Below are 24,611 nucleotides of genomic sequence, written 5' to 3'. Positions count from 1 at the left end.
TACCTACAACTTTACTTAGCGGTATTACATTGCTATCAGTTCCTTAAATATTATATAAACTCCCATTATCAGCACAAACCAACCAAAACCTTTTTTAAGCGCCTTTTCGTTAATTTTTTTGGACAAGGAACTGCCTATGAAAATACCTACAATAGATAATCCTGTGAAAATCAATAGCATATTCCAATCGATCACTTGATTTGAAACATCCCCTAAAAATCCAATTAATGATTTGGCTGCAATGATCAGAAGGGAGGTTCCCACTGCCATTTTCATCGGAAGTTTAGCAAGGAGCACCAGTGCTGGAATTATCAAAAATCCGCCACCCGCGCCTACTAGGCCTGTGATTAAACCTACTACAAGTCCCTCAACTGCAATTAAAGGGATATTAAATTTAACCTCATTTTCCTCTTCAGAATCTTTCTTCCCACTTCCCTTTATCATAGAATAAGAAGCCGCAAGCATTATAATCGCAAAAAATACCATGATGCCTATGCTTTTGGTCACTTGCATTTCCCCCATTGCAAACAACGGATCTGGAAGAGATGGAACAACAAATTTCCGGGTTAAAAAAACAGCAATGAAAGTAGGCACAGCAAATACTAAAGCCGTCTTATAATCAACTAGCTGCTTTCTCATATAGGTAAAAGAACCTACCAACGATGTACTACCTACCACAAATAACGAATAGGCTGTAGCTAAAACCGGATCAATACCTAAAATATAGACGAGTACAGGAACAGTCAAGATTGACCCACCTCCTCCGATAAGACCTAAACTAACTCCAATAATAATCGCCGCCGCATACCCTACTAATGCTATAATTTCCATATTAAATTTTCTTTGATTTGATCTCACAAAAGTACCCGTGATCTCTAAGCTTAGAAGTGACAAATGTTACACTCAATTGTGTTTAGATAAAATGACACTAAATATTTTCAGAAAAATTGAGCAGCCCCTAAATCAAAATAATTCTGACTAGAACTTTCAAGTAACCAATTTATTCCTCTACAATTGACTAAATTAATCTGCGTAAACCAAAGGCAATGAAAATAATTCTTCCTATCGATTTTTCGGACAACTCTCTTAACGCATTGGATTTTGCTATAGCTCTTGCTGGAAAAAGAGATGGTGAAATAATTCTAATTCATGTGATAGAAGCAGTTTTTGATTTTGCTTCACAGGCTTCTGTAGCCATGGAAAGCATGCATCGCGATGCTGAGTCTCTCATGCAAAAAACTGTAGAAAAATATCAGGATTCTACACTAAAGTTTACCACAATTATCAAAGAGGGAACCGCTTCTATTTCTGTAGCTAGACTAGCCAGAGATATCAATGCTACCTTGATAGTAATGGGCACTCAAGGTGCAAGTGGTATTAAGGTTGCACTTATAGGCAGCACCACTATCAATCTAATTAAAGAATCCTCTGTTCCTGTATTAGTCGTTCCGGCAGAATCAAATGCTACAGAAATACGAAAAGTTGCTCTAGCCTTAGAATTTGCAACTCACGAAGAAAAATTCATAGACTGGGTCATCGACATGAGCAAAAGATGGGAAAGAGGAGTTGAATTTGTGCACGTACAAACAGCTAATGATTTTGAAGAAGAGCCTGGCATCAAAAAATTAGAAAAATTTATAGCTACCCATCATCCAGGCTTACCAGTGAAAATCCACACCTTTTATGCAAAAACGCCAGTAGAAGGGTTAGATCAGTTTTTGGAAGAAAATGAAAATGTAATATTAGTCATGTGTCATGAACACAAAAATCTCTGGGAGCAAGTCCTAAGTCGAAGTCAAACGATAGAAATGGTGTTCCACTCTAAAGTCCCTCTTCTCGTAATGACTTGATTACTTACTGATCAATTCCTCAAAATCATCTCGTATATAGATTACATTTCTCCCCAATTCTATCCATTTCTTTTTCTCTAATTGCTTTAATAGACGTGACACCACCTCCCTTGAAGTGGTGAGTTCATTAGCAATTTCCTGATGTGTGGTATGAAGCTCGTTAGTTTTATGCTGCTTCATTTTAGTGACAATGTACTTCATCAGACGTTCATCCATTCGCTTAAAGGCAACGGCATCTAGCGCGACAAGCATTTCCTGAAAACGACTTTGATATGTATTTGAGACAAAATCTTTCCACTGCTTAAACTCACTCGAAAACTGATCAATGGCTGTAATAGGAATAGCGATAATAGTAGAATCTTCCTCCACAACTGCTTTAATCTCACTAGGCTTGGAAGCCGAACAACAAGTCAAGGACAACGCGCATGTCTCACCAGCATCCAAATAATAAAGAAACAATTCTCTTCCTTCATTATCCATTCTGGATATTTTGATCGAACCATCCAAAACGATTGGAACCATCTTCACAAATTGCCCTGGCTCCATCATCACTTTACCAGCCTGCAAATTCATAATTTGTCCTTTAGCTAAAATTTGTTCCAACAATGCAGGATCAGTGAAATTTGGGAGTGCTTCCTGTAGTTCTTCTTTAGTCATATCGTAATAAAGTGAGGATAAATTAATAGATCAAGAAATTTTCTTTAAGTGATTTATATCACAATTACACAAATAAATACTTCCATAGAAACTTGGGAGATTTTTCAATAGTGTATTTTCTCTTGGCATATTACCTTAATTGCTTTAGATATCTAGCTCCTTACTTCAAAATTTCTCGATATGTAAACGTGCATGAAAACCATACTTGCAGAAATTGCCACATACATTATAGTGAGGTTATAGCTACTGAAGTACTTACTGCCTTTCATGAGAAAAATGGAATTCACTACCGGAAGTGGAACTTGATTTAATATCCGAATTAGCATTGAAGTTACCTATAATTTAAGCCACAATCATGGGAGAGTTTTCAATAAAAAAGCATGCATATTTAAAACATGACAAAAATCTTCTTTATTTTTCTTTAGATTCATTCCAAATAGTTCTATTTTTGCGTTCGGTCAAACGACCAGCACAATCCTATGTTCATAACAGCTGATTCTATACCTGTCACCCGGGCAGCAATTATCCAAGAAATCCTTGATTCTCCTTTGAAAATCAATTTGATGGAACTTGGATTTTTACCTGGAAAAACAATCATTCTCCAACATTCCGCCCCTTTAGGAGGACCTATGGCGTTCAAACTTGAAGAAACCATTCTTGCCTTAAGAAAAACCGAAGCTTCTCTAATAGAAGTACAATTGCTCTGAATTTCATGCCTGAGTCTACCACGCCTTCCCTAGTCAAATCACCAAAGATTGCTATCATCGGCAACCCGAATGTTGGTAAATCGACCATTTTCAATCAACTCACTGGATTAAGCCAAAAAATCGGCAATTATCCTGGAGTAACTGTGGATAAGAAGACGGGTTGGATGAATTACCATGGAAGCAGTTATGAAATCATAGATCTACCAGGCACTTATAGTCTTTATCCCAATTCTGAGGATGAAATCATTGCCCACCGAGTACTGAATGAATTAAGAGAAGAGGAAAGACCTGAGTTTGTATTGATGGTGATTGACTCTTGCCAGCTTTCCCGAGGACTATTTTTAGCAACTCAATTGATTGACTTAGGTCTAAATCTCGCTTTGGTGCTCAACATGGCAGACATCGCAACAAGAAAGCATATAGCGATCAAAAGCTTTGAAATATTCAAAGCTCTTGGTGTACCTATTTTGAGCACGGATGCCCGAGGAGAAAAAGGATTGGATCAGATTAGAGAATTAATTCATCAGCAAAACTTCAGTAAGAAATCGTCTTTTATCAATATCGAGGAAGTAGTTCCTACTGCTTTGCTTTCTGAAGTGAAAGATAAATTCAAGCTTTCAAATTCCTATCAGGCCTATCAGATGCTTCGATTTGGAGAGAAAGACAAATCATTTTCTCTGGATGATAGGAATTGGATAAAAGCTAAACTGGAGGAAACTAAATTTGACCTAGATACAGCGCAACTCGAGGAAACAAAGATTCGATACAGAAAGATTACCACCATAGTTGAAAAGGCCGTAGTAAAAACTCCAGTCATAAAGCAGGAGTATGGAATTGACAAGATTTTACTTCATCCAGTCTTCGGATATCTAATATTCGGAGCGATTTTACTCTTAATTTTTCAAGCCATTTTTGCTTGGGCATCTGTTCCAATGGATATGATTGATGGCTTCTTTGCCGAACTCGCTGGTTCAGTTGCAAATTTTCTACCAGAAGGCCCTCTTTCAAGTTTGATTACTGAAGGGATTATTCCGGGCATCGGAGGAGTAGTAATCTTCATCCCGCAGATTGCCATGCTTTTTGGTTTTTTGGCTATCCTTGAAGACACTGGATATATGTCCAGAGTTGTATTTTTGATGGATCGCTGGATGCGACCATTTGGGCTTCATGGCAAAAGTATAGTCCCCCTTGTTTCAGGTGTAGCTTGTGCGATTCCAGGTGTGATGGCCGCAAGAAACATTGGTAACTGGAAAGAAAAAATCATCACCATTATGGTGACACCTCTGATGAGTTGCTCGGCTAGACTTCCAGTCTATGTCATTCTAATTGGCTTGGTTGTTCCCAATGAAAGGATTTTTGGGTTTATCAACATGCAAGCACTAGCCTTACTATCACTCTATTTATTAGGTGTAGTTGGTGTTTTGCTTACAGCATTACTTTTGAAAAACATTTTAAAAACCAAAGAGAAAAGCTTCCTGATGGTAGAACTTCCTACCTATCGTGCACCACGCTGGCTAGATGTTTTATTGACTATGTACAATAAGTCAAAAACATTCGTCTTCGAAGCAGGAAAAGTAATACTTGCTATTTCAGTCATTCTTTGGGTATTGGCTTCCTATGGCCCACCTGAGCGCATGGATGCTATCAGAGCAGAAAGCGAAGTAAAGCTAGCTCAAGCTGCGCCAGAGGAAATTCCAGTGATTGAAAACGAAACGGCATCCTTGTTATTGGAAAACTCTTTCATTGGCATAATGGGAAGAGCGATTGAGCCAGCCATCCGTCCCTTAGGATATGATTGGAAAATCGGAATCGCGTTGATCACCTCATTTGCTGCAAGAGAAGTTTTCGTTTCGACAATCGCTACCATTTATAGTATAGGATCAGATACAGAGGATGAGCTTACTATCAGACAAAAGCTAAACCAGCAAATCAACCCTGTAACTGGAGATAAAGTCTATAATACAGCAACAGCATTTTCACTTATGGTATTCTATGCCTTTGCGATGCAGTGCATGAGTACGCTTGCTGTAGTCTATAGGGAAACTAAAGGATGGAAATGGCCGTTGATTCAAACAGTATACATGACTGCGTTGGCGTACTTCTCTGCGCTACTGGTCTATCAAATTCTATCGTAATATGTGGCAGGAAATTCTAGTTGGAGTAATTGTATTAGCAGCATTAGGCTATTTGGTGAAAAAATATTTCTTCAAATCAAAGTCTGAAGCTGGCTGTGACAAGTGCGCCAAACCTTGAATTTTTACTCAAGTAACTTCTTATTAGTAGTTTTTTGATACTTTTAAGCTCATGGGCAAAGTAGCCAAGCAGAGTATTCAAACCACCATTTTTTCGTACTTGGGAGTTGTCATAGGGTATGTCAATGTACTTTGGCTTTATCCCTATGCATTAGATGCTTCTCAATTAGGTACATTCCGGACTATTCAGGATCTGGGCTTATTGTTTGTTCCCTTTGCCCAGCTAGGTGTAGGACATGGTATCACACGCTTTTTCCCACAATTGAAATCCAATCAATCTGCCTTACTGAGCTATGGCTTGGTCTTTTCCATGGTAGGTTTCGCTTTGGTGAGTACAATTTTCCTAGGTTTCAAAACCCAAATCATTGAGTTATTTGCAGTCAACTCCCCTGAGGTAATTGACTTTTTCGGAGTCGTTTTACTGATCACGTTATTCTCGCTACTGAGTAGCATACTGGACGCATATAGTAGGTCCTATGTCAAAGTAGCTGTCCCTACCCTCATGCGTGAAGTTTTCCTTAGACTTCTCACAGGGATTCTAGTAGGATCTTACTTGCTCAAATGGCTTACTTTTCCCCAAGTAATGCAAGGTTTGGTAGCTGTATATGGATTTGCCTTTTTGGGGGTTTTGATCTATTTACTTTGGTTGGGAGTTTTAAAATTTGATTTCCGTTGGAGTACATTTCCAAAAGGATTTCGTACATCTTTCATCCAATTCAGTCTAATCACTTTCCTCGCAACCGCAGCTTCCACTTTGATCATGAAGATTGACAGCATCATGGTAAGCTCGATGATCAGTCTTGAAGCAAATGCTATCTACACGATTGCATTCAGTATGGCACTGGTGATAGAATTGCCTAGAAGGGCAATCTCTCAAGTAGTGATGCCAGTCATTGCTGATCATTTTGCTAAAGGAAATCACGAAGAAATCAACAAGCTTTATAAGCAGATTTCAAATCGTCAACTTTATATCTGCTTGTTGCTATTTATTGGAATCTGGTCAAATCTAGATGCTTTGTATTATTTCATCCCAAATCGTGATATCTACGAAGCAGGTAAATACGTGGTCGTTTTGATTGGTCTAGGAAAACTCTTTGACGTAGTATTCTCCGTAAATGGCGAAATCCTAGTCTTCTCTAAGCATTATCGTTTCAATCTGATTGCTACAATTGGGATGAGTGTTTTGATTATTGGGTTGAATTACCTGCTTATTCCTATCTATGGAATCGAAGGTGCTGCTATGGCTTCTGTGGTAGTGATGTTCTTATTCAACCTGGTGAAGTACCTTTTCCTAAAAATCAAATTAGGCTTCGAGCCTTTTTCTACAGAGACAGTGAAGATTATTTTTGTTGGATTTACTGCTTTTACTCCAGGCTATCTCAACTCAGTTTTTCAATCACCACTTCTAAATATCATGCTAACAAGTCTTTTGGTATTTGGCACCTACCTGTTTTTCTCAAGATTGCTGGGTGTAGGAACCGAGGAGTGGGAATGGGTGAAAAATAGAATAAAAAAGTCCGGATCTTAGAGTGTTGCAAACCTCCTACTTGACAAGATTTGAGCTGCCTGTTTACCGCAAACTTCCACTGTTATCCTGACTCTTGCGAGACGAGGTCCCGACTGAATCGGGATGAGGCCTGTTTTTGAGAAGGGCTTCACTCGGTAAATTTGTAATTTGTGAAGTTTGAACATGTCGGCGACCCGGACAGTACAAATATACGATTTATTACACGGCAGGTTGGCAAGTTTGCAGGATGATTCCGATAATGTATAGTTATTAATTCAAAAAAATCTGAACCTCAAGAGCTTAAATCAAAATAAAATTTCATTTAAATACATACTTCAATCGATTGCAATCGTTAATCAACTGAAAAATGAATTTAATCGAAATTTTATTTCACTAAATACCTAAAGTTTTACTCGTTTTACTCTTAAATTTGCATTCCTAAAACCATTGGCGCTTTATGTATTTGATTAAAAAAATGGTCGTTTGCCTAGATCAGACTTCTTTGGATCAAACCCTGATTCAACATGCAGCTTTTATTGCTCAGGTAAATCAAACCAAAAAAATCTACTTCGTAAATGTGATAAAGAATCTAAGCATTCCCAAAGAGGTGCTAGAGGAATTCCCTAATCTGGTAGATAACATGGTCAGTGAGCGCCAAGAAGCCATGGAATCTATGGTTAAAGAGCATTTCCAAAACCCAAAGGGAATCTCTCTAAACTACATAGTAAAGGAAGGGTCTCTCTCTAAAAAAATATTAAAACTTGCCGAGGAAAAATCTGCTGACATGATCTTGATAGGCAGAAAAGTACATCTACCTGGAACTGGGGTTGCTTCTTCAAGATTAGCTAGACGGGCAAGCTGTTCACTACTCATAGTACCAGAAGGCTCAGAGACAAAAATGCAACGCTTGTTAGTGCCAAGCGATTTTTCTGATTATTCTAAGGACGCCTTAGAAGAGGCTATTATGATAGCTGAAAAGCATGGTGGTCTCGAAATTGTATGCCAAAATGTGTTCACAGTCCCTTCTGGCTATCATTATACAGGAAAAAGCTACGAAGAATTTACTCAGATCATGCGCATGCATGCCGAGATTAATTACAAAAAATTCATTCGCAAAATAGACACGAAAGGAAACAAAATCACACCTGTATATACCCAAGACGTCAATGATGATCCGGTGGAAGAAATCGTGGCAAAGGCGAGGGAAATGGGTGCAGATGGGATTATTATAGGAGCTAAAGGCCGAACAGCTGCTACAGCATTATTTATAGGAAGTATGGCTGAGCGTTTAATTCAATACAACGATAGTATTCCACTTTTGGTAACTAGACCTAAAGGCAAGAATGCGGGTATATTAGACTACATCCTTGAAATCTAACAATTTCAATTTCTTACATTTTTTTTAAAGCTGATAATCAACGCTTAATAAGCAATTTCGCATACTCCTCTAAACCATTTTCTATAAATTGGGTCTAAAAGCAGATGAAGAAAAACGGTGATCAGGAAATCCTCCAACTCATCCAAGACCCTACGACAAGGGAGATGGGTTTCAGGCAGCTAATCCTGACTTACCAAAAGAGAGTCTATCACGTGATCAGGAGAATGGTTTTGATACATGAGGATGCGGATGATCTCACCCAGAACACCTTTATTAAGGCTCATCAGTACATCGACAAATTCCAAGGGCAATCAAGTTTATTCACCTGGCTGTACAGAATAGCAACTAATGAATCCCTGACATTCCTAGAAAAGAAGAAAAAGCGACACTTCTTCTCTCTAGATGATCATCAGGAAAAAATGGAGTCTTATATTGATCAGCCTGGAAACATCGATGGTGACGAAATTCAGCGCTTACTTCAAAAAGCATTGCTCACACTTCCTGATAAGCAGCGGCTAGTGTTTCACTTGAAATATCAAGAAAAGCTTACTTATGAAGAAATGTCTGAAATAACCGGCACTAGCATAGGGGCTCTCAAGGCAAGTTATCACCATGCAGTAAAAAAAATCGAATATTCCTTATCACAAGAATAAACTATTGACCATCAAGCCAGTCTAAACTTATACCATGCAAAAACTTCCAAAAATTCAGGATTTTAAAGCGCCAGAGGGTTATTTCGATAGCCTTCCAGATAAAATAATGGAAGAGATCAAGCCACATAAATCTATTCAATGGATGAAATATGCCGCTGCGGCTGCTATCCTTGTGGTGAGTTTGGGAGTCTGGCAATTTAATTCTTCAAAAACTCAGTTTGAAACTCTATCCATGGATGAGGAAGTAAATTTATTCATCGAAAGTCAATATTGGACTGCAGAGGATGTGCTTTCCATGGTAGATAATCCTGAAGAAATATTGGATCAGATCATTGCCGAAGAAATGGTTTATGAAGTAGATATGGTAGATGAAAATGATCAACATTGGTACTAAAAATTATGAAAAAATACGCACTAATAGCACTCATCTTTTTTCTGGCGATAGGAGCTACTAAAGCCCAACGCCCAGGAGAAGGATATGACCGTGAAAAACTGGAGGCTGCAAGAGTAGCTTTTATCACTACTAGATTGGATCTAAAACCAGAACAAGCTCAAAAATTCTGGCCTATCTACAATGTTTTCAATGATTCACGAGAAAAAAGTCTCAGAGAAATGTCTGAATTGGGAAGAGTGCGAGATACTCAATTATCTGAAGCTGAAGCAAAATCAAGACTCACAAGAAAATTCGAAATCGAACGAAAAATGATCGTCGATGAAGAGAAATTTGTAAAAGATCTTTCTAGTGTAATTACCTTTAATCAAATTATTCAGCTGAATGGACTGTCCAGAGAATTTGCTAGACATATCTACCAAAGGCGAAGGGATGATGACAAGAAATAAAAAAAGCGGCTTAAAGCCGCTTTTTTTATGCGTTAAACTTTTTTCAATAGGTCTCTGATTTCTTCAAGAAGTACTTCTGATTTAGAAAGTGCTGGAGGCGGAGGAGTTGGAGCAACAGCTTCTTTCTTCTTCATATTGGAGAGCGCTTTCACAGCAATGAAAATCACTAATGCAATAATGACAAAATCTAATACATTTTGGACAAAAATACCATAAGTAAGCAATACAGGGCCTAGATCTTCTCCTGCAGGTCCTACGCTACTTTCCTTTAGTACTATCGCTAAATCAGTAAAGCTGACTCCCCCTAGCAATACACCAATTGGTGGCATTACGATATCTTTCACAAAGGATGCGACAATCTTACCGAAAGCACCACCTATGATCACAGCAACAGCTAGATCAACTACATTGCCTTTGACGGCAAACTCTTTAAACTCTTTCAGAAATCCCATAAGTTTTTGGTTAATGGTTTAATTATTTACTGAATATTTTAAAAAAAAATCTCCAATCCAAGACTCAATACCTATTTACATGACATTTTAATTAGTAGAAAATGCAATTGAACTTCCATTTTCCTAGATAGAAGAGAACTCTACGCCCATTTTTTTCCTTAACATTGCAGGCTTAAATACTCTAGATAATGCAGGCACCTAAAGCCAAAAAAATAGCTCAGCTCTTAGAAACACATGGTCATCAGCGTACCGACAACTATTATTGGATGCGCGACAGGGAAAATCCTGAGGTCATCGAGTACCTAAATGCTGAGAATGAATACCTTAAAACAAATTTAAAATCCACTGAAGAATTTCAAGAGAAGTTATTTCAGGAAATGAAAGGTAGAATAAAGGAAGATGACGAAAGTGTTCCTTACCGTAAATCGGGCTATTTCTGGTACATCAAATACGAAACAGGTGGTGAATACCCCTTGTATTGTCGAAAAAAAGGAAATTTAGAGGCTCCTGAAGAAATTTTCCTTGATGTCAATAGACTGGCTGAAGGCAAGTCATACTATCAGGTAAGTGGAACAGCAGCTACTTCTGACTTGAAAACACTTGCATTTGCAGTAGATGAAGTAGGAAGAAGAATCTATGAGATTCATTTTAAAGATCTTGAGACAGGTGAAATTCTATCTGATCACATTCCAGCTATCACAGGGAATTTCGCATGGGCAGCTGATAACCAAACACTTTTTTACTCCAAACAAGATCCCGAGACTCTTCGCTCTTATCAAATTTATTCACATAAGCTGGGCACTTCCACTGAAAGTGACATCATGATTTATGAAGAAAAAGATGAGGAGTTCTCCTGTGTAGTACATAAAACCAAATCTGAAAAATTCATACTCATTCATTCCGAAAGCACAATATCTTCTGAAATGAGGTTTTTGGAAGCAGCTAATCCTACAGGAGAGTTCACACTTCTTCAACCTAGAATTCCTCATTTGGAATACGCTGCAGATCATTATCAAGATCACTTTTGGATCAGAACAAATCTAGAAGCCCAGAATTTCAAGCTGGTAAAAGCACCTATTTCCTCACCTCATTTGGAGAATTGGGAAGATGTGATCCCCCATCGCGAAACTGTCTTGCTTGAAGATTTCGATATTTTCTCCGACTTTCTTGTCGTACAAGAAAGAACAAATGGACTTTGCAAAATCAATATCAAACCTTGGGATGGCACACCTTCACATTCCTTAGAATTTGACGATGAAACCTACACCGCTTGGATCAGCACGAACCCAGAATATGATACTACAATCCTTCGCTTTGGATACAATTCTCTTGTAACTCCTGCTAGCACCTTTGATTACCATATGGTGACTAAGGAGAAAACTTTGCTTAAGCAGCAAGAAATCGTGGGCGGTTATGAAACTTCGGAATATACTTCAGCTAGAGTCTGGGCAAAAGCTTCAGACGGAGTCATGGTACCCATTTCGCTAGTATACAAAATCGATAAATTCTCTCCCGACGGCTCCAATCCTCTCCTACTCTATTCCTATGGATCGTATGGCTACAGCATGGATGCTTATTTCTCCAGCAGTCGCTTGAGTTTATTGGATAGAGGATTCGTCTTTGCTATAGCTCATATCCGAGGTGGTGAAGACTTAGGCCGAGTATGGTATGAGGATGGAAAAATGCTAAAAAAGCGAAATACCTTTACCGATTACATCTCATGTGCTGAGCACCTGATCGCTGAGAAATATACATCTCCTGAGCATTTGTATGCTATGGGAGGTAGTGCAGGCGGTTTATTAATGGGAGCTGTAATGAATCTGAGACCAGATCTTTTCAATGGACTAATTGCAGCTGTACCATTCGTTGATGTAGTGACAACGATGCTTGATGAAAGCATCCCGTTGACTACCGGAGAATTTCAGGAATGGGGAAATCCCAAGGATAAAGAATATTATGAGTACATGCTCTCCTATTCACCTTATGACAATGTGGAAGCCAAAGATTATCCGAATCTACTGATCACCTCCGGACTACATGATAGCCAGGTACAATACTGGGAGCCTACCAAATGGGTGGCAAAACTGAGAGAATTGAAAACTGATTCAAAACTTCTATTTCTCCATACCAATATGGAAGCAGGACATGGAGGAGCTTCAGGTAGATTCAATTCCCTGAAAGAAATGGCACTAGAATACACTTTCTTACTTTATTTGGAAAAATTGATTTGAGCCTACTAGTTAGTAGGCTTTAAATATCAAATAAGCCAACCGATCAGGGAAAGATTTCCCTAACTTTGGCACGAACCTATTACAACACTATACCTAATGAAAATTGCTCTTATAGCCCATGATGGTAAAAAAGCCGACATGGTTCATTTTTTAAGTGGATTCCGTGAAAGACTGCTACAGGCAGATGTGGATTTGGTAGCTACAGGGACCACTGGTTCTCATATAGAAAAAGCCGGATTTGAAGTCGAAAAACTGCTATCTGGCCCTTATGGAGGAGATGCACAGATTGCCGCTATGGCAGCTCAGAAAGAACTAGCAATGGTTGTTTTCTTTAGAGACCCACTTGACAAGCATCCGCATGAGCCAGATGTTCAAATGCTGATGAGGATTTGTGACGTACACAATATCCCGTTAGCGACCAACCCGGCTTCGGCCGAACTTATGTTTAAAGCCTTTACTCAAACCTAAAAAATGGAAGCTAAAACCATTAAAAAAATTGGCGTTCTAACTTCTGGAGGAGACTCCCCAGGCATGAACGCTGCAATCCGTGCTGTAGTAAGAGCAGGATTGTACTACGATATAGAAATGTATGGAATCTACCGCGGATACGAAGGTATGATCCAAAATGATATCAAAAAGCTAGAATCAAAGCACATCACACATGTGCTCGAGCGTGGTGGAACATTCCTAAAGTCCGCAAGAAGTGCTGAATTCCGTACTCCAGAAGGTAGACAAACTGCCTATAACAATCTGAAAAGCCATGGTATAGATGCACTTGTGGTTATCGGGGGTGATGGATCTTTGACTGGAGCGCATTTATTCTATAAAGAATTTGGTGTACCAGCGATTGGTCTTCCAGGTACGATTGACAATGACCTTTCAGGCACAGATTCAACCATTGGTTTTGACACTGCTTGTAACACGGCTATTCAAGCTATTGACAAGATCCGAGACACAGCTACATCCCACGATAGGCTTTTCTTTGTGGAAGTAATGGGACGTGACGCTGGATTTATTGCTATCAATGCTGGCATCGGTAGTGCAGCTGCTGCGATTCTTATTCCTGAGAAAAAAATGCCGATTGAACACTTGGTAGATAAATTAAGAATAAGAACGAAAGCCAAAAAAGCATCCAATATTGTGATCGTGGCAGAAGGTGGGAAAAGCGGAGGAGCAACAGAAATAGCTTCTCTTGTGAAAAAGCACCTTCCTTACTACGATATCAAAGTAACTATTCTAGGTCACTTACAGCGCGGTGGCTCACCTAGCTCTTATGACCGTCTACTTGCTTCCAAATTGGGAGTTGCGGCTGTAGAAGGTTTGCTTCAGGGTAAATACGACGTAATGGCTGGACTGATCAATAACAAAGTGGTCTACACTCCTATCAAAAAAGCAATCGTTGATGATAAATCAGTTGATGAGGATGATTTCCGTGTAGCGAAGATCTTATCTACATAATTCCTTTCAACCTTTGGAGTTTTCAAATTCCCGAAGGTTTCAATAATTGACCTTTGAATCCTGGTATATATCTGGATCCAGAGGTTTTTTTTTGATTTAGGAACGGTAGAAAAGCTGAAGGCTTGTCAGAATAATAGAACTACCTAGGGAATCAAAGAAATACTAAACCCAGAATTGGCTACAGAACACCTTTTTCTCCTATACTGGGTTCAGCTCCATCAGAAGACTTATTCTCTAAAATCATTTCATCCTTTCGGGATTTTGGTGAAATCCGTACTTACCAGAAACAAAAAAAGTCACCCTCACAGGTGACTTTTTGATTCTAAGCTAAGTAGAAATTAATTTCTATTCACCGCATTAAGCATCTCAAATGCAAGCTCAAGACGCTTCACGAAGTTCTCTTCGCCTTTACGCAACCAGTTTCTTGGATCGTAATATTTCTTGTTTGGGCTATCAGCTCCATCTGGGCTACCCAGTTGAGTCTGAAGATATGCCTCGTTCTTTTTGTAGTTGTTCAAGATACCTTCCCAGAATGCCCATTGCATATCTGTATCGATATTCATCTTGATAGATCCGTAACTATTTGCTTCTCTGATTTCCTCTACTGTAGATCCTGATCCACCGTGGAATACAAAGTTCAAAGGCTTACCAGTCAAACCATGCTTTTCTTTGATGAAATCCTGAGAGTTCTTCAAGATGATAGGCTTCAAGCTCACGTTACCTGGCTTGTACACACCGTGAACGTTACCGAAGGCAGCAGCGATAGTGAATAGATCCCCGATTTCCTTCAAGTGCTCATATGCATAAGCCACTTCTTCAGGCTGAGTATAAAGCTTAGAAGAATCGATGTCTGTGTTATCCACGCCATCTTCTTCACCACCTGTTACTCCCAATTCGATTTCAATAGCCATTTCCAGCTTTTCGAATTCTTTGAAGTAGTTGCAAGAGATCTCTACGTTTTCTTCTAAAGGCTCTTCAGATAGATCAAGCATGTGAGAGCTATATAATGGTCTTTTGTGCGCAGCGTAATACCCTTTACCAGCTTCTAAAAGGCCGTCGATCCAAGGTAATAATTTCTTCGCTGCATGATCTGTGTGTAAAATAACCGGTACGCCGTATGCTTCAGCCATCAAATGCACGTGATGCGCACCAGAGATACCACCAGCGATACTTGCCTGCTGCTTGTCGTTAGCTAGAGATTTTCCAGCAAAAAACTGTGCACCACCATTTGAGAATTGAATGATTACAGGAGAATTAAGCTTTTTCGCTGTCTCCAAAACCGCATTCACAGAGTTGGTGTTGATCACATTTACCGCCGGCATAGCGAACTCATTCTCTTTTGCGTAAGCATAAAGATCTCTAAGCTCTTCACCGTATTTTACTCCAGGTTTAAATTTCATATCGTATTAGGTTTGTTTATTTCAAGTTAAAGTGCCCGTAAAGAGCCCATATTTCTAACGTAGAATTCAAAGATATAAATCCCTTACTTATAATTACCCACATCTAATTCTAAAATATCCTTCAAAAAAGCATTTCTATGTGCGCAATCGATTTCAAAACATTATAACTTTAAGAATTGATGCAAAAGAGACTATTATAACCAGTCATATTTTTGTCTACTCCTTTAAGGAAACTTTTTTTGATCCTCTGAAAGCTTTAAAGCTTAGTAGGAAATTAGTTCTTTTAATGATCTCTTTAGTATTTTTGACTCAAGTCAACTCTTCCCCTATGAAAACCCTAAGAATAACTGGAGTTCCTGAGCATTTTAATTTCCCTTGGAAGAAAGTAGTAGCAGCTCAACCATTCGAAAAGCAAGGAATCACACTCCAATGGTCGGATGAATCCAGAGGTTCCGGTCAGATGAACAAGGATTTGAGGGAAGATAAAACTGACATTGCGATAGTATTAACAGAAAGCTTTTTGAAGGATTTCGAAGCAGGAAATCCATCTAAAATGATTGGACTTCACGTTAAATCTCCCTTAATCTGGGGAATTCATATTTCTGGAAATTCACCTGTGAATTCTTTGGATGAAATTATAGATCCTACATTTCTAATAAGTAGAATAGGATCTGGTTCACAGTTAATGAGCTACGTTCTTGCTAAACGTGAAGGCTGGAATTCTGAAAATTTGGATTTTAAAACAGTTAACAATCTCCCTGGGGCTTTGGAGGTAATGACTTCAGAAAAACCAGAAATGTTTCTTTGGGAAAAATACACTACTAAGCCTTGGGTCGATACCAAACAAATGAAGCGTATAGGTGAAGTCCCTAGCCCATGGCCATGCTTTGCTATTATAGCGTCAAACAAAGCTTTAGCAGAATTTGGCGAACTGATATTCCAATTGAGAGATCTCGTGTATGTAGCTTCACAGAAGCTTCAGTCCGACAGCAATTCTGTAATTGGGGAAATATCCAGAAACTATGCGTTGAGTGAAATCGATGTGAAAGAATGGTTTGCACAGACCCTTTGGGCGACTGATGCGGAGGTTTCAAAATTTCAATTGGATAAATCCATGGAGATCATGAAAGAACTTGGAATTATAACTAACAAATTACCTTTCGAGCAATTCCTTGTGGCAGATCATATCTCAATTATTGACTAAAACTTTACTGGCAGGAATTCTCACACACACTTTTGTTCCTTCTCCTTCTTTGCTTATTATATTTAGCTCTCCACCATTCATTCGGGTAAATTCCTTGCAAATCTGCAGCCCTAATCCAGATCCCTTTTCCATTTTAGTACCCACTTTGGAATTGGTGATGACATAATCTGCGGAGAGCAATTCATCTATTTGCTCTTCCTGCATTCCAGCACCCTGATCTATCACACACCAGTTAATCATCATGTTATCTATTTCTGCCGAAAGTCGGATTACATCGCCAGGTTTGGAGAACTTCACTGCGTTATTCAAAATATTCCTGATCACTACTTCTATCAGATCCCTATCAGCATATATCTCAAGGTCATCTGCCAAGGATGAATTATCTATCTTAAGTAATTTCTCTTTTAGCTGTGGCTTGATCAATTTAATATTGGATCTGACCAGTTCTGAAAGGTTAAAGTTGACCTTTTGAAGCTTGAAGCCTTCCATTTGGGCCAGTGACCACTTCAATGTATTATTCAAAGTAAAATAAACTGAATCAACATCTGTTTTTAAATTTTGAATTAGTTCATCAAATTCTTCCTGAGTAAGATGCCCTTCAGTCAATAAATCCACAATAGATTTCACTTGTCCTACAGGTCCTTTGAGATCATGACCCAAAATGGAAAAAAGTCTATTTTTAGTCTGATTAATTCCCTCTAGCTGTTTGGATTTCGTGCCCAAATCTTCGTTTTGACGACGGATATGTTGCTTTTGTAATATCAAACTTGAGTTGTACTTCCTTATATTTCGATTCAGATAAAACAACCATAAAAGGAGTGCAAAAATCAGTAATGAGCCCGTGCTCACTATAAAAACAATCTTTCGGTTAAAGGCCAAAGTACTAGCCTGATTTTCATACTGAGCAGTAAGAAGTTCAAGCTCTGACTGATTCAAATCATCCTCAAACATCCCTTGCATCAAAGCTATTCTATCTTTGTTAGACTTATTTTCAAGAGAATCATTTAAAGTAATGAATAGTGACTGCTCCTTGAAAGCTTCCTTAAAATCCCCTGATTGCAGATAGTATTCGGCCAAATATTTATGACTTTTTGAGAGTTCATCAAGCAGATTATTCTGACTGGATAGCTCTACACCTTCAAGTAGAACTTTCTTTGCTCGCTCAGGTTTTCCGTTGAGAAGGTAAGTATGTCCTAGTCTATGAAGAATACTAGCTTTAAAAGAAGTAAGACCTCTGATCTCTGCGTTTTCCAACGCTTTTTCAAAAATTATCTCAGCAGAATCAAGTTGATTTTTCTTCAAATAAATATCTCCAATGACCCGATTTGAAAAGGAAAGCAAATAAGGTGAACCTGCATTCTCATTGGTTTCTATTGCTTGAGAAGCATAATACATGGCTGAATCAAGCTCTTCTAACTTTACATAATTGAAAGCTATGTTATTAAGACTCCTGATCATCGTGTAAAAATCGTCCACTTTATCACTGATCTCTAATGCTTTCTTGAACTGAGCAATAGACATAGAATAGTTTTGCTGCTCATAGTAAAGGGCACCCATACTGTTTAGAACCCTAGAAGCTTCCTCCAGATTATTTGCTTCAATAGAAAGTTCGTAGGCTTCTTTGGAGTAAGTGAATGTTTTTTTCCATTGACCTCTGCGATAGTAGATCCACCCTATATTTTCTTTGGCTATAGCCTCACCGGATTTATCCTTGAGTTTTTGGGCAAGTTTCTCTGCCTCTAGAGCATAGTCAAATGCTACTTGCTGTTCCACTTCTCGAAGGTAAGTTGACAACTCATTGAGAACGGTCAATCTTTCCTTCCCTTTGGCGGTAGGCAAAATATTTTTAAGGCTATCTATATCCGGAATCTGAGCTATTACTCTCAATGGAGCGCTGATAATAAATATCAGGAATATGAATATTTTTCGATTCAAACGGTTTGTTCTATTTAAGAGTGGTAAAAATAACTAAAAGCATTCAATCACAATCAAAAAAATAAACAACCTCTAGATATCTATTTTTTTAGCTCCTCCCAATCCCAATCTTTATTCAATTGGGTAATCGCATGGTGTGCAGTCAAATCATATTGACAAGGGACTATAGATACATAATTATTTGCTATCGCCCACTCATCATTATCCTCCCCTTTATCAAAATTCACAAAATTCCCCGCTAGCCACAGATACTTTCGGCCATTGGGATCAAAGCGCTCATCAAACTCTTCCTGCCATTTAGCTTCTGCCTGGCGGCAAATTTTAATTCCTTTGATTTCCTCATTTTGTTTTGGAGGGAAATTCACATTTAACGCAACGCCCTTTGGCATTCCTTTTTCTAATACCTGTCGTGCGATTTTCTCCACCCATTCTTCCACATGTGAAAAATCAGCATTTGAAGAAAAATCACACAAACTAAACCCAATAGACGGATAACCTTCCATCGCCCCTTCTATGGCTGCAGACATAGTACCTGAGTAAAGCACTGAAATTGATGTATTGGAACCATGATTTATTCCACTTACAATCAAATCAGGACTTCTATCCTTCATCACGTAATGCTTAGCTAGTTTTACGCAATCAGCAGGAGTACCACTAGACTTATATGCCTTTACATCTTCGAATATATCCTCCTCTTCAAGGCGAAGTGTTTCTCCGATGGTTATTGCATGTCCCATTCCAGATTGAGGACTGTCGGGTGCTACTACGACCACATCCCCAAGTTTCTTCATGACAGATACGAGAACACGTATCCCTTTGGATGTGATGCCATCGTCATTTGAGACGAGAATTAAAGGTTTAGACATTTAGTTTTTGTTCAATTCGTTGTAATATGCTGTGATACGAAGGAGATCACCTCTCTTATCATAAGCTAGGCGGTTTTTCCGCATAAAAAGTGAGATCTGATCATCATGCCCTGGAAGCATTTCAAATAGATCCTTTTTCTTCAGACTGTATTGTTCGATCTTACCATTTTTCAAGAAGTAATATTTAAACGCTAATTTATGGCCCATCATTGATTGTGGCCCATAAAATGGATTCATTCCATATCCGCCCATCATACCATAGGAATTCATCCCTCTTGAGTCGGTGGCCACATACTCCCGACAAAGCAAGGCTATATTATCCCCTTCTGTAAGGACTTCAAAAAAAATAGGAGTGTCGTAATCACTATTTAATGAATAAGGCAAGCTGAAAAACTTACGCACGCCACCATAAATCTCATCGAACAACTCAAAGTAAGTAACATTAATCGCTGAGAATGTATCGATAGTTTTATCCTGAAGCTGAACTACATTATTTTCTAAATCATACTTGATTTCTCCACCATAAACCTTTCCGTCTGTGGTGTATATATTTCCTTTATGCCAAACCTGCGAAGGGAATTGATTCTGTGCAAAAGATGTAGTAATACCCAGAAGCAATAAGCTAAGCGAGAATAGTGCTTTTTTCATGGTCGTCTTCATGGTTTTATTTACGCAATTACCTAGAGTCAGGTTGAAACTCATTAGAGAATATTAACAAATAACAAGTTAAGAACAGGGTTTTACTTCAAAATATTGTGCCCCATTTTATCTCTTTTAGTTTGGAGATATTTTTCGTTGTGCACATTTGGAGCGATCTCGATAGGTACTTGTTCTACGATTTGCAAACCATAGCCTAACAGACCAACACGTTTCTGAGGGTTATTGGAGATTAACCGTAATTTGCTCACTTCCAAATCTCTCAAAATCTGAGCTCCTACCCCATAATCTCTACTGTCAGAAGGCAGTCCAAGTGCAAGATTTGCTTGTACTGTATCCATTCCTTCTTCTTGTAGCTTATAGGCTTTCAGTTTATTGATAAGGCCGATACCTCTACCTTCTTGATTCATATAGAGTATTACTCCCTTTCCTTCTTTCTGAACCATCTGCATAGCTCCGTGAAGCTGAGCTCCACAGTCACATCTGCATGAACCAAAGATATCTCCAGTCATACAGGAAGAGTGAACTCGAACCAAAATAGGCTCGTCTTTATCCCATTTGCCTTTAATTAAAGCCAGGTGCAACTCTTGGGTATTGGTCTGACGAAAAGCGATCAATTCAAAATCACCAAAATCAGTAGGCAGATCCACACCGATTTCACGCTGAATTAATGACTCATGCTTCAATCTGTAAGCAATCAAATCTTTGATAGACACCAACTTAAGATTAAATCTTTTGGCAACTTCTACCAAATCAGGAACTCGAGCCATCGTCCCGTCCTCATTCATGATTTCTACTAAAACTCCAGCAGGCGAAAATCCAGCCAAACGAGCTAAATCAATGGCTGCTTCTGTATGCCCTGCTCTTCTTAATACTCCACCTCTTTTAGCTTTTAGAGGAAAAATATGACCTGGCTTACCCAATTCGTTTGGATCTATAGAATCATCTACAAGAGCTTTGATAGTCTTAGCCCGATCAGATGTAGAAATACCAGTAGTACAACCATGTCCGATCAAATCAACAGAAACTGTAAATGGTGTTTCATACGCAGCAGTATTATTCCCTACCATCAGCTCAAGACCTAGCTTCTCACAACGGTCTTCTACTAAAGGCGCACATATCAAACCACGTCCGTGAGTAGCCATGAAATTGATGATTTCCGGTGTCACTGTCTCAGCAGCACAGACGAAATCACCTTCATTTTCTCTATCCTCATCATCAACTACGATGATCACTTCACCATTTTTAATTGCTTGAATAGCATCTTCTATGGGATCCAGAATATATTTTTCCACGAAATTTGTGTTTGGATTAATTTTTAGAAAGGCAAATTTACACGCTTTCAAATCTTAAACAGGATGAAGCCAAATAAAGTTTGGTTTACCCAATGACTATTCCTAGCTCCTTATCGATCTCAAGTTGTACTTTCTTAAGTTCAAAGTAAATCACTTGAAACTCATGTACTTTTTCATCATCTAGGTGCTCTGACTCTGCATTTTTTATCTTCTCTTTCGCCTCTTCCATTAGCTTTTGCACCATCTTCTTTTTTAATCTCAATATGGATTTAAAGCCTGTGAGCGTAAGATCATCTGATTCTGTATTGATAATAATCTGATGTGTATCTGCCCAGTGATGAGAAACCTCATGGCGTACCGTAATTAAATCAATCACCTCTTTTTGTACTTCCTGATCACCTAAACCTATAAAATACTCAGATGTAGGGATTTCACCCAGCAATAGATTACTACGATAAAGTGACAGTATCTTATTATAAATAGGTGTGGTAAATTCTAACTCTTCTGTCTCCGAAAGTAAATATTGGCAGAGATGCATTTCTTCATCAACTAATTTCTGCCAACCGTAATTGACCAGAAGCCTGACCATCTCACGCTCTTGAATTCTAAGGATTTCAGAAAAAGATGTCGCTGTCTCTTCAGGAATCAGCTCTTCCATTGCCTGCTCGGCAAAAAGATCATCCTTCTTATTATTGTAGTATTCTTTCTGGGATTTAAGGAGCGTTTTATTCAGCTCCGCATGGATGATATCTTCTTCTATCCCCAAAAGCCCAGAAGCTTCCTTGGCATATACTGAGCGGATAATTGGGTCAGGAATTTTCCCTATACTTTGAACCACCTCTCGGATTACTTCCGCTTTTCGGATTGGATTCTTTACAAATTCCTCTTTGTACAGGCCAATCTTAAACCCTATAAAATCCCTGCTATTGTTTTCCAAATAGTCTTGAAATGCCTGAGATCCCACTTTTCTCGAGTAACTATCTGGATCTTCTCCATCAGGAAAAACTACTGCTTTTACATTCAGTCCACCTTCCAGTAATAAATCAATACCGCGGAGTGAAGCTTTGATACCTGCAGCATCACCATCATAAAGCACTGTCACCTGATCAGTGAATCGCTTGATGAGTTTAATCTGACCATCCGTGAGTGAAGTGCCCGACGAGGCCACTACATTTTCAATCCCCGACAGATGTAAACTCACTACATCAGTATAGCCTTCGACGAGGTAACAGTTATCTTTCTCTCGAATCGCTTTCTTCGCCTGAAACATCCCGTACAGCACATCACTTTTGTGATAAACTGGAGTCTCTGGAGAGTTGATATATTTTGGTTGATTCTTATCCTTTGTGAGAATTCGGGCACCAAACCCTAGCGGCTTACCACTGATATTATGAATTGCGAAAATCACCCGATTTCTAAAGCGATCATACACACGGGTGGCATCACCTTCTTTCTGTAAGATCAATCCTGCTTTTAGCAAAATATCCTCCCTAAAACCCGCTGATTTAGCAGCCTGCAATAAATTATCCCATCCTTCCAGTGCGTACCCTAGATCAAACTTCTCAATAATAGCAGGTGTAAATCCACGCTCCTTAAAATAGCTTAACCCAATCGACTTGCCTTCTGGAGTTTGCAGATTCTTGACAAAAAAATCTCTGGCAAAACCCAGTGCGATCAATAAACTTTCACGCTCATTTTGGGCCTCATTCTGCTCTGGAGTTCTCGTTTCGTCCTCCTCTATTTCGATGCCATATCTTCCGGCAATATGTTTAATAGCCTCCTGAAAGCCTATGCCTTCTATATCCATCACAAACTGAATAGGATCACCGGCTTTACCACAGCCAAAGCATTTATAAATTTGCTTCGCAGGAGAAATCGAAAATGAAGGCGTTTTTTCCCCATGGAATGGACAGTTGGCCCAGAGATTCTGGCCTTTCTTTTTCATAGGTAAATAATCGCCGAGCACCTCTTCGATGTCCATGCGTTCTTTGACCCTGTCTGTAGTAAGTTTGCTAATGCCCATAGGAAAATGAATGAAGCAAAGTTAAGCGCTCTATCCAAAAAATGAGAACTTTCTGAGGTTTCATCTAGTTCAGAAGTACAATAGATTTAATTGATTCTTTATTTAGAAGTCTTTAACCTCTAAATTGCGCAAAATTACAACCTTCACCTCATGCAGTTAACTAAGGATAATATCCTGAAAACACTTTCCCGAGTACAAGACCCTGATCTAAAGAAGGATTTGGTGACGTTGGGAATGATACAAAAGATAGAAATCAACGCTAATAAAGTCAGCTTCAATGTAGTTCTCACTACTCCAGCTTGTCCTCTAAAAGAAGTAATTAAAAATAATTGCTTAGAAGTTTTGGAGGAAGATTTTGGCAAGGAACCAGAATGGGAGTTGTTTATGACTTCCCAAGTCACGACGGTAAGAGATGCCGCACCTGTTTTACCTCAAGTAAAAAACATCATCGCTATCGCGTCAGGCAAAGGCGGAGTTGGTAAATCTACTACAGCAGTAAATTTGGCAGTTTCCTTAGCTAAAACTGGAGCCAAGGTTGGTTTGATCGATGCGGATATATCAGGTCCATCTATTCCTACCATGTTCAATGTAGAGGCTGAGCAACCAGCTGTGAAAAAAGTTGGTGATAAGAATATCATCATCCCTATCGAACAATATGGTGTGAAGCTGATGTCGATTGGATTTCTAACTCCAGTTGATAGTGCGGTAGTATGGAGAGGCCCAATGGCTAGTTCCGCTTTGAAACAGTTTATTTCTGATGTGGATTGGGGTGAGTTGGATTACTTATTAATAGACTTGCCTCCCGGCACTTCCGATATCCACCTTACGATGGTACAGACTGTTCCAGTAACCGGAGCAGTGATTGTCACTACTCCCCAAAAAGTCGCGTTAGCAGATGCTAATAAGGGATTATCGATGTTTCGACAGCCTCAAATTAACGTACCTATCTTAGGTGTTATTGAAAATATGGCTTATTTTACGCCAGAAGAATTACCGGACAGTAAGTACTACCTATTTGGTAAAGAAGGGGGACGAAAATTAGCTGAAAAATATGATGTGCCGTTTTTGGGAGAAATTCCAATTGTACAAAGTATTAGAGAAAGTGGAGATTCAGGCTACCCTGCAGTACTTAAAGATGGAATCACTCAAGAATCTTACATGAAGCTAGCTGAAGAGATAGCTAGACAAATTGCCATAAGAAATGCTTCTACGGGTAAAACCGAAGTAGTAGAAATTAAAGCTTAAC

At 38.9% G+C, this 24,611-nt stretch carries 23 protein-coding genes; 14 read left to right on the top strand and 9 right to left on the bottom strand.

Translation table 11 applies throughout. The features are described from left to right. Nucleotides 1-24: 24 nt before the first annotated feature. A complete protein-coding gene (locus tag ESV85_RS05105; protein ID WP_146915395.1) occupies nt 25-831 on the bottom strand; it encodes a sulfite exporter TauE/SafE family protein in 807 nt (268 codons plus the stop codon). A 215-nt stretch (nt 832-1,046) separates the two neighbouring features. Between ESV85_RS05105 and ESV85_RS05100 the strand changes: the two genes are divergently transcribed. After that, nucleotides 1,047-1,850: a universal stress protein gene (locus tag ESV85_RS05100; protein WP_146915393.1), complete on the top strand. Its 804-nt coding sequence runs from the start codon at nt 1,047-1,049 to the stop codon at nt 1,848-1,850. Here ESV85_RS05100 and ESV85_RS05095 read toward each other — a convergent pair whose 3' ends face one another. After that, a complete protein-coding gene (locus tag ESV85_RS05095; RefSeq protein WP_146915391.1) occupies nt 1,851-2,507 on the bottom strand; it encodes a Crp/Fnr family transcriptional regulator in 657 nt (218 codons plus the stop codon). It lies immediately after the preceding gene. A gap of 479 nt (nt 2,508-2,986) precedes the next feature. Between ESV85_RS05095 and ESV85_RS05090 the strand changes: the two genes are divergently transcribed. The 8 genes from ESV85_RS05090 to ESV85_RS05055 all read left to right on the top strand — a co-directional run bounded on the left by ESV85_RS05090 (nt 2,987) and on the right by ESV85_RS05055 (nt 9,844). Continuing rightward, nucleotides 2,987-3,214, top strand: coding sequence for a ferrous iron transport protein A (locus ESV85_RS05090; RefSeq protein ID WP_092895252.1), 228 nt, complete (start codon nt 2,987-2,989; stop codon nt 3,212-3,214). A 5-nt stretch (nt 3,215-3,219) separates the two neighbouring features. Next, complete coding sequence (gene feoB, locus ESV85_RS05085) at nt 3,220-5,349, top strand: ferrous iron transport protein B (RefSeq protein ID WP_146915389.1); 2,130 nt, start codon at nt 3,220-3,222, stop codon at nt 5,347-5,349. A gap of 1 nt (nt 5,350) precedes the next feature. Beyond that, nucleotides 5,351-5,467, top strand: a complete 117-nt coding sequence (locus ESV85_RS22735) for a FeoB-associated Cys-rich membrane protein (RefSeq protein WP_139229046.1) — start codon at nt 5,351-5,353, stop codon at nt 5,465-5,467. Between the two features lie 51 nt (nt 5,468-5,518). Continuing rightward, the gene (locus tag ESV85_RS05075; RefSeq protein ID WP_146915387.1) at nt 5,519-6,994 is read left to right on the top strand and encodes a lipopolysaccharide biosynthesis protein; all 1,476 of its coding nucleotides are present in this window, start codon (nt 5,519-5,521) and stop codon (nt 6,992-6,994) included. A 436-nt stretch (nt 6,995-7,430) separates the two neighbouring features. Beyond that, nucleotides 7,431-8,351: a universal stress protein gene (locus ESV85_RS05070; protein WP_146915385.1), complete on the top strand. Its 921-nt coding sequence runs from the start codon at nt 7,431-7,433 to the stop codon at nt 8,349-8,351. Between the two features lie 104 nt (nt 8,352-8,455). Beyond that, nucleotides 8,456-9,004 carry an RNA polymerase sigma factor gene (locus ESV85_RS05065; protein WP_146915383.1) on the top strand — a complete coding sequence of 183 codons (549 nt, stop codon included), beginning with the start codon at nt 8,456-8,458 and terminating at the stop codon, nt 9,002-9,004. Nucleotides 9,005-9,038: 34 nt separating this feature from the next. Further along, entirely contained in the window at nt 9,039-9,398 is a 360-nt protein-coding gene (locus tag ESV85_RS05060) for a hypothetical protein (protein ID WP_146915382.1), read from the top strand. 5 nt (nt 9,399-9,403) lie between these two features. After that, nucleotides 9,404-9,844, top strand: coding sequence for a hypothetical protein (locus ESV85_RS05055; protein WP_146915380.1), 441 nt, complete (start codon nt 9,404-9,406; stop codon nt 9,842-9,844). Between the two features lie 32 nt (nt 9,845-9,876). Here the strand turns inward: ESV85_RS05055 and mscL are convergent, their stop codons facing one another. Further along, entirely contained in the window at nt 9,877-10,296 is a 420-nt protein-coding gene (gene mscL / locus ESV85_RS05050; protein ID WP_146915378.1) for a large-conductance mechanosensitive channel protein MscL, read from the bottom strand. A gap of 188 nt (nt 10,297-10,484) precedes the next feature. Here mscL and ESV85_RS05045 point away from each other — a divergent pair, with 188 nt between their 5' ends. The 3 genes from ESV85_RS05045 (at nt 10,485) to pfkA (ending at nt 13,985) form a co-directional block, all read left to right on the top strand. Further along, entirely contained in the window at nt 10,485-12,527 is a 2,043-nt protein-coding gene (locus tag ESV85_RS05045) for a S9 family peptidase (protein ID WP_146915376.1), read from the top strand. Nucleotides 12,528-12,623: 96 nt separating this feature from the next. Further along, nucleotides 12,624-12,995, top strand: coding sequence for a methylglyoxal synthase (locus ESV85_RS05040; protein WP_146915374.1), 372 nt, complete (start codon nt 12,624-12,626; stop codon nt 12,993-12,995). A gap of 3 nt (nt 12,996-12,998) precedes the next feature. After that, complete coding sequence (gene pfkA / locus ESV85_RS05035) at nt 12,999-13,985, top strand: 6-phosphofructokinase (protein WP_146915372.1); 987 nt, start codon at nt 12,999-13,001, stop codon at nt 13,983-13,985. Between the two features lie 338 nt (nt 13,986-14,323). Here the strand turns inward: pfkA and fbaA are convergent, their stop codons facing one another. After that, the gene (fbaA, locus tag ESV85_RS05030; RefSeq protein WP_146915370.1) at nt 14,324-15,385 is read right to left on the bottom strand and encodes a class II fructose-bisphosphate aldolase; all 1,062 of its coding nucleotides are present in this window, start codon (nt 15,383-15,385) and stop codon (nt 14,324-14,326) included. Between the two features lie 328 nt (nt 15,386-15,713). Here fbaA and ESV85_RS05025 point away from each other — a divergent pair, with 328 nt between their 5' ends. Further along, nucleotides 15,714-16,589 carry an ABC transporter substrate-binding protein gene (locus tag ESV85_RS05025; protein WP_146915369.1) on the top strand — a complete coding sequence of 292 codons (876 nt, stop codon included), beginning with the start codon at nt 15,714-15,716 and terminating at the stop codon, nt 16,587-16,589. On the opposite strand, the gene ESV85_RS05020 is transcribed toward ESV85_RS05025, so the two are convergent. The 5 genes from ESV85_RS05020 to dnaG form a co-directional block, all read right to left on the bottom strand. Next, the gene (locus ESV85_RS05020; protein ID WP_146915367.1) at nt 16,575-18,524 is read right to left on the bottom strand and encodes a sensor histidine kinase; all 1,950 of its coding nucleotides are present in this window, start codon (nt 18,522-18,524) and stop codon (nt 16,575-16,577) included. The two genes, ESV85_RS05025 and ESV85_RS05020, sit on opposite strands and share 15 nt — an antisense overlap. An 80-nt stretch (nt 18,525-18,604) precedes the next feature. Next, entirely contained in the window at nt 18,605-19,390 is a 786-nt protein-coding gene (gene surE, locus ESV85_RS05015; protein ID WP_146915365.1) for a 5'/3'-nucleotidase SurE, read from the bottom strand. Beyond that, nucleotides 19,391-20,038, bottom strand: a complete 648-nt coding sequence (locus tag ESV85_RS05010; RefSeq protein WP_191321939.1) for a hypothetical protein — start codon at nt 20,036-20,038, stop codon at nt 19,391-19,393. It abuts the gene before it with no gap. Between the two features lie 92 nt (nt 20,039-20,130). After that, the gene (locus ESV85_RS05005) at nt 20,131-21,342 is read right to left on the bottom strand and encodes a bifunctional 3,4-dihydroxy-2-butanone-4-phosphate synthase/GTP cyclohydrolase II (RefSeq protein WP_317130769.1); all 1,212 of its coding nucleotides are present in this window, start codon (nt 21,340-21,342) and stop codon (nt 20,131-20,133) included. A gap of 85 nt (nt 21,343-21,427) precedes the next feature. Continuing rightward, nucleotides 21,428-23,365, bottom strand: a complete 1,938-nt coding sequence (gene dnaG / locus ESV85_RS05000; protein WP_146915362.1) for a DNA primase — start codon at nt 23,363-23,365, stop codon at nt 21,428-21,430. A 150-nt stretch (nt 23,366-23,515) separates the two neighbouring features. On the opposite strand from dnaG, the gene ESV85_RS04995 reads away from it, so the two are divergent. Beyond that, on the top strand, nt 23,516-24,610 hold the full coding sequence (locus ESV85_RS04995) for an Mrp/NBP35 family ATP-binding protein (RefSeq protein ID WP_146915360.1): 1,095 nt from the start codon (nt 23,516-23,518) through the stop codon (nt 24,608-24,610). The last annotated feature ends 1 nt before the right edge of the window (nt 24,611 follow it).

This window comes from Algoriphagus aquimarinus (assembly GCF_007997215.1).
Lineage (GTDB): Bacteria > Bacteroidota > Bacteroidia > Cytophagales > Cyclobacteriaceae > Algoriphagus > Algoriphagus aquimarinus_A.
Note: the sequence above shows the minus strand (reverse complement) of the source record. Positions and strands in the feature narration are given on the sequence as shown.

Bases quoted from the DNA above. Each gene is read 5' to 3' on its own strand.
- ESV85_RS05105 (WP_146915395.1), bottom strand. From the start codon at position 831: ATGGAAATTATAGCATTAGTAGGGTATGCGGCGGCGATTATTATTGGA.
- ESV85_RS05100 (WP_146915393.1), top strand. From the start codon at position 1,047: ATGAAAATAATTCTTCCTATCGATTTTTCGGACAACTCTCTTAACGCA.
- ESV85_RS05095 (WP_146915391.1), bottom strand. From the start codon at position 2,507: ATGACTAAAGAAGAACTACAGGAAGCACTCCCAAATTTCACTGATCCT.
- ESV85_RS05090 (WP_092895252.1), top strand. From the start codon at position 2,987: ATGTTCATAACAGCTGATTCTATACCTGTCACCCGGGCAGCAATTATC.
- feoB (WP_146915389.1), top strand. From the start codon at position 3,220: ATGCCTGAGTCTACCACGCCTTCCCTAGTCAAATCACCAAAGATTGCT.
- ESV85_RS22735 (WP_139229046.1), top strand. From the start codon at position 5,351: ATGTGGCAGGAAATTCTAGTTGGAGTAATTGTATTAGCAGCATTAGGC.
- ESV85_RS05075 (WP_146915387.1), top strand. From the start codon at position 5,519: ATGGGCAAAGTAGCCAAGCAGAGTATTCAAACCACCATTTTTTCGTAC.
- ESV85_RS05070 (WP_146915385.1), top strand. From the start codon at position 7,431: ATGTATTTGATTAAAAAAATGGTCGTTTGCCTAGATCAGACTTCTTTG.
- ESV85_RS05065 (WP_146915383.1), top strand. From the start codon at position 8,456: ATGAAGAAAAACGGTGATCAGGAAATCCTCCAACTCATCCAAGACCCT.
- ESV85_RS05060 (WP_146915382.1), top strand. From the start codon at position 9,039: ATGCAAAAACTTCCAAAAATTCAGGATTTTAAAGCGCCAGAGGGTTAT.
- ESV85_RS05055 (WP_146915380.1), top strand. From the start codon at position 9,404: ATGAAAAAATACGCACTAATAGCACTCATCTTTTTTCTGGCGATAGGA.
- mscL (WP_146915378.1), bottom strand. From the start codon at position 10,296: ATGGGATTTCTGAAAGAGTTTAAAGAGTTTGCCGTCAAAGGCAATGTA.
- ESV85_RS05045 (WP_146915376.1), top strand. From the start codon at position 10,485: ATGCAGGCACCTAAAGCCAAAAAAATAGCTCAGCTCTTAGAAACACAT.
- ESV85_RS05040 (WP_146915374.1), top strand. From the start codon at position 12,624: ATGAAAATTGCTCTTATAGCCCATGATGGTAAAAAAGCCGACATGGTT.
- pfkA (WP_146915372.1), top strand. From the start codon at position 12,999: ATGGAAGCTAAAACCATTAAAAAAATTGGCGTTCTAACTTCTGGAGGA.
- fbaA (WP_146915370.1), bottom strand. From the start codon at position 15,385: ATGAAATTTAAACCTGGAGTAAAATACGGTGAAGAGCTTAGAGATCTT.
- ESV85_RS05025 (WP_146915369.1), top strand. From the start codon at position 15,714: ATGAAAACCCTAAGAATAACTGGAGTTCCTGAGCATTTTAATTTCCCT.
- surE (WP_146915365.1), bottom strand. From the start codon at position 19,390: ATGTCTAAACCTTTAATTCTCGTCTCAAATGACGATGGCATCACATCC.
- ESV85_RS05010 (WP_191321939.1), bottom strand. From the start codon at position 20,038: ATGAAAAAAGCACTATTCTCGCTTAGCTTATTGCTTCTGGGTATTACT.
- dnaG (WP_146915362.1), bottom strand. From the start codon at position 23,365: ATGGGCATTAGCAAACTTACTACAGACAGGGTCAAAGAACGCATGGAC.
- ESV85_RS04995 (WP_146915360.1), top strand. From the start codon at position 23,516: ATGCAGTTAACTAAGGATAATATCCTGAAAACACTTTCCCGAGTACAA.